At 44.0% G+C, this 3,174-nt stretch carries 3 protein-coding genes; 2 read left to right on the forward strand and 1 reads right to left on the reverse strand.

Features of this window, described 5'->3' with window-relative positions:
• The first annotated feature begins 268 nt into the window (after positions 1–268).
• The gene (lysS, locus tag IQ270_RS29260; RefSeq protein WP_193976620.1) at positions 269–1,825 is read left to right on the forward strand and encodes a lysine--tRNA ligase; all 1,557 of its coding nucleotides are present in this window, start codon (positions 269–271) and stop codon (positions 1,823–1,825) included.
• 151 nt (positions 1,826–1,976) lie between these two features.
• Positions 1,977–2,849 carry a hypothetical protein gene (locus IQ270_RS29265; RefSeq protein ID WP_193976621.1) on the forward strand — a complete coding sequence of 291 codons (873 nt, stop codon included), beginning with the start codon at positions 1,977–1,979 and terminating at the stop codon, positions 2,847–2,849.
• Positions 2,850–2,933: 84 nt separating this feature from the next.
• Here IQ270_RS29265 and IQ270_RS29270 read toward each other — a convergent pair.
• Positions 2,934–3,174 (reverse strand): TerD family protein (locus IQ270_RS29270; protein WP_193976622.1); only part of this gene is annotated, 241 nt, incomplete at its 5' end.

Here is a 3,174-nt window from a genome sequence, read left to right on the forward strand (position 1 = left end):
ACACTATAAAGATGCTTATAATTTAAAGCTTCTTGAAAGCATATCCATACCAGGTGGGCTGAAAGGAATATGCGCGGCAACCGAAAATGTTTGGCTACTCAAAAAGAATTAGTAAATCTGTTCAACAATCGTCAAATCCTCTCCCCCTCTCCCTTTCTCCCATTCTCCCCCTCTCCCTTTCTCCCTTTCTCCCACTCGGACCCTCTCCCTCTTTCCCTCTCCGCTTCTTCCTTCTGCTATATTGGCAATTTTAACCAGGCAATACCTAATGACTCTCAGTGAAGCCGAAGTCCGCAGTCAAAAAGTAGAAGAACTGCGATCGCAAGGCATAGAACCGTATCCTAGCCAATCCTACGCGCGATCGCACACAGCCAAGCAAGTTCGAGAAATATTTAGCCAGCCGGGAAAAGAACTCGAAAACGGAGAAACAGATCCCGAAGAAATTTCCCTGCGAGTAGGCGGCCGCATCACTTCCAAGCGAGACAGCGGCAGCATTTGTTTCATCGATTTAAAAGACGCAACAGACAAAATTCAACTCAAAATCGAGAAAAAAATCGTCATCGGCGAAGTCGGTTTAAGCTTCAAACAAATAAAACAATTACTCGATGTCGGCGATTTTGTCGGTATCGAAGGTATCGGCTGCCGCACCCCCAGGGGAGAACTTTCTATTTTAGTGCGAGAATTCAAGCTTTTATCAAAAGCTACCATTCAATTTCCCGACTCTTATTACGGCATTAACGACCCCGAAGTTTGCCGCCGCCACCGCGAAATGGATTTAGCCAGCAACCAAGACGCGCTCAACCGTTTTATGCTGCGAAGCCGCATCGTCCAAAGCATTCGTTCCTATCTTTGGAATGCCAACTTTTACGAAATAGAAACGCCGACGCTGCAAGCTATTTACGGCGGTGCTGCCGCTAAACCCTTCATCACCCACCACAATGCTTTGGAAGTTGATTTGTATTTGCGAGTTGCTCCAGAACTGTTCTTGAAAAGAGCAATTTGCGGCGGTTTCGAGCGAGTATTTGAACTGGGAAAAGCCTTTAGAAATGAGGGAATTGATAGCACCCACAATCCAGAATTTACATCTTTAGAAGTTTACCAAGCCTATGCTGATATGTTCGACATTTTAACAGTTGTTGAAGATGTGATGTGTTTTGCAGCGGCTGCGGTATTTGGGGATGTCCGGGAAATTGAAAATCAGGGAGAAACGATTAGTTTAGAACGCAAGTTCGACTACAGCGAAAAATATCCCGGTTTCAGTGGCAAACACTGGCAGGTGAAAACGATGGTAGAAGCTGTCAGAGACGAGTTTGGGGTAGATTTTGACAGCTTGGACTTGGAAAGTGCGATCGCCTCTGCAACCAAACTAGAATTGCACCTGTCAAAGTTAGAACAACAGAGTTTAGGCTACGTACTGTATGCGGTTTTTGACAAATTAGTTGTCCCCAAACTAATTCAACCTACATTCATCATCGACTACCCTGTCGAAGTCAGTCCCCTAGCCAAAGGACACCGCAGCAAACCCGGATTTGTCGAGCGTTTCGAGCTCTTTATCAACGGCACGGAATACTCGAACGGCTTCTCAGAATTGAACGATCCGAAAGAGCAAAGAAAGCGGTTTGAAGAACAGTTGGCGCAGAAGAATGCAGGAGATGACGAAGCGCATCCAATGGATGAAGACTTTATTCAAGCTCTATCTTTGGGAATGCCTAATTGTGCGGGGATGGGTATCGGTGTTGACAGGTTAGTGATGCTTTTAACTAATACTCAAAGCATCCGAGATGCCGTGATGTTCCCGACAATGCGTCCGGTCAAAGATTCGTAAAACATTTGAGTTCCGTTCAGATCCCCGACTTCTTGGAGAAGTCGGGGATCTCGCTTGTGGCAGCTAAATATTAATATTTATGACATTTGAAATAAAAATTATCGCGCCAGTTATAATGTTTTTGTTTATTTAACTAACCCACCGATCGCACATGATTTTAAGTGAGTCAGTTACCCTCAAACCAAGATATCAACCTCAAGCATCAGACACCTGTATTGAAGTAGAAATCATCCAGTTTAATCTCTGGAGGCAAATGCCACCCGCAAAGAGATTAGCATTAGCCTCTGCTGCCACGAGGGGCTGCCGCCAATTAGCCTTATCGGGAATCAAAAAACGCAACCCTCAATTAGATTCCATCTACCTCAAACAAGAGTTTATCAAAGCAACTTTAGGACAAGATTTTATTAAAATTGCCCAATTACTAGAGACAAAACTTGTAATGCAAGATCCGATCTGGTTAGCAGCTAAAATTGGTAACATCCTAGATACACTGTCAATTCCCTACTATGTTGGCGGTTCAATTGCTAGTTCCGCTCACGGCGAACCCAGATCTACTCAGGATGCAGACATTGCTATCAGCATCCGAAAAGAACAAACTCAGTCCCTCATTCAAGCAATGCAAAGCGAATTCTACATCAGCGATATTGCAGTTGAAGACGCTTTGAGGGGGAGAAGTTCAAGTTTCAACGTCATTCACCTAGAGACAGCCATTAAACCAGACATTTATTTGATTAAACCCGATCGCGAATACGAGCAATCTCAGCTCGATCGCCGACAGCAATTCTACCCAGACGACAGACCAGAATTAACCTTTTATATCTGTAGCCCCGAAGATATAATTTTGCAAAAACTCATTTGGTACAGAATGTCAAGATTTCAGTCAGACAAGCAATGGCGAGATATTCTAGGAGTGATGAAACTTCAGGCAGATTCGTTAGATAGGGCTTACCTGCAACATTGGTCTTCCCAGTTAAATATCGCTTCAGAAATCGATCGGGCTTTTTCTGAATCGGGATTAAATTAACCAGAACTGCATATCCCCGACTTCTTAAAAAAGAAGTCGGGACTCTAACAGCGATCGCGTTTTACGATTGCGTTGACCTGCTTATCACCGCATAAACGAACCGACAACACCGTTCATATCCTCAGCTAAAGGATTTCCCAAAGCCTTAAATTTCCACTCTCCGCCTTCTCGATATACTTCTCCCATCAACATATTTAATTTTCCTTCATAAGATGGATCGTTTGACAAGCGATAGCGGGCTATTTCTTTTCCTGCTGCATCTACAGCCCTGACGTAAGCATTTTCTACCATGCCAAAATGCTGTTTTCTATTTTTCGCGTCGTAA

Source organism: Microcoleus sp. LEGE 07076 (assembly GCF_015207455.1).
Lineage (GTDB): Bacteria > Cyanobacteriota > Cyanobacteriia > Cyanobacteriales > Microcoleaceae > Microcoleus.

Coding starts and splice junctions, on each gene's coding strand:
- IQ270_RS29265 (WP_193976621.1), top strand. CDS start 1,977: ATGATTTTAAGTGAGTCAGTTACCCTCAAACCAAGATATCAACCTCAA.
- lysS (WP_193976620.1), top strand. CDS start 269: ATGACTCTCAGTGAAGCCGAAGTCCGCAGTCAAAAAGTAGAAGAACTG.